The organism is Streptomyces cinereospinus, from assembly GCF_042430725.1.
GTDB lineage: Bacteria > Actinomycetota > Actinomycetes > Streptomycetales > Streptomycetaceae > Streptomyces > Streptomyces cinereospinus.
The window spans coordinates 1-1359 of the sequence record NZ_JBHMCY010000182.1; the positions used below are offsets into that span (position 1 = coordinate 1).

The 1359-nt window shown below is 69.8% G+C and carries 1 protein-coding gene; it reads left to right on the forward strand.

The features are described from left to right. Positions 1-138: 138 nt before the first annotated feature. On the forward strand, positions 139-1212 hold the full coding sequence (locus ACFF45_RS35400; protein ID WP_381351150.1) for an amidohydrolase family protein: 1074 nt from the start codon (positions 139-141) through the stop codon (positions 1210-1212). The last annotated feature ends 147 nt before the right edge of the window (positions 1213-1359 follow it).

The window sequence follows — 1359 nt, forward strand, 5'->3', positions numbered from 1 at the left end:
CATCGACAGCGGCAACGCACGCCGGCTGCTGCCCCGCTACGCGGACGCGCGCTGAACCCATCAGAGATCGATTCGAAGCAAGCAGAAAGAAGAAAAGTGGCAATCAACCAGTCATCCCTGAGCGCCCACTCGACCACGATGCGGACCGCGATCACCGATGTGCGGGTGTTCGACGGTGAGAGGTTGCTGGAGCCGGGCACGGTGGTCATCGAGGGTTCGGTGCTGCGTGCTGCTGGTGAGGCGCGTGGTGCGCGGAGGGTCGACGGGCGCGGTGGTGTGCTGTTGCCGGGTCTGATCGACACGCATGTCCATCTCACGGATGTGGCGACGCTGAAGGCGTTCACCGCGTACGGGGTGACGACGGCGCTGGACATGGGTACGTGGCCTTCGTCGAAGGTCGACGCGTTGCGTGGCCGGGTGGGGCTGACCGATGTGCGCAGTGCCACGGTGGGTGCGACCTCGCCCGACAGTCACCATGCGCAGAACCTGGACATTCCCCCGTCCGGGCTGGTGGGCGGGCCCGGTGACGCCGAGCGGTACGTGGCGCAGCGGCTTGCCGAGGGTGCCGACTTCATAAAGATCATTATTGATCTTCCGGGGTTCGATCAGGCGACCGTGGACGCGCTGGTGGCCGCGGCGCGCCGGCAGGGCATGCGCACGGTCGTCCACGCCCCGAATCTGGAGACGGTGCGGATGGCGCAGCTGGCGGGTGCCGACATCCTCACGCATGCGCCTTTGGACCAGCCGCTGAGCGCGGAGGACGTGGCGCGGGCGCGTGCCGATGACCGTGTGATCAGTCCCACCCTGGCGATGATGGAGGCCATCGTGGCCAGTGTGAGCCGTCCCGGCCGGCCCGGGCCGTCCTACGAGGCGGCTCGTGCGAGCGTGGCCGCGCTGCACCGGGCGGGTGTGACGATCCTGGCCGGCAGTGACGCCAACGACGCGGTCGGCGTGCCTGCCAGGCCGCCGTTCGGGGAGAGTCTGCACCGTGAGCTGGAACTGCTGACCGGGGCGGGCCTGTCGACCGTGGAGGCGCTGCGCGCGGCCACCGTGCTGCCCGCGCGGCACTTCGGGCTCACCGACCGCGGGGTCATCGCCCCCGGCAGGCGTGCCGACCTGGTGCTGCTGTCCGGCGACCCGGTCGCCGACATCCGCGCCACCCGCACCATCGAACGGGTCTGGTGCGCCGGCATCGAATACACCGCCGCCTGACCGAACGAGGACAACCGCCGGCCGGGTCGCCCGGCAGCGGTGACGAAAGGTGCAACCCCCTTGAAAATCATCGCCCTTGAGGAGCACTTCGCCGATCCGGCCGTCAGGGCGGCGGCCGCGCCGGCCGCGAGCGAGCTGAGTCCTCAT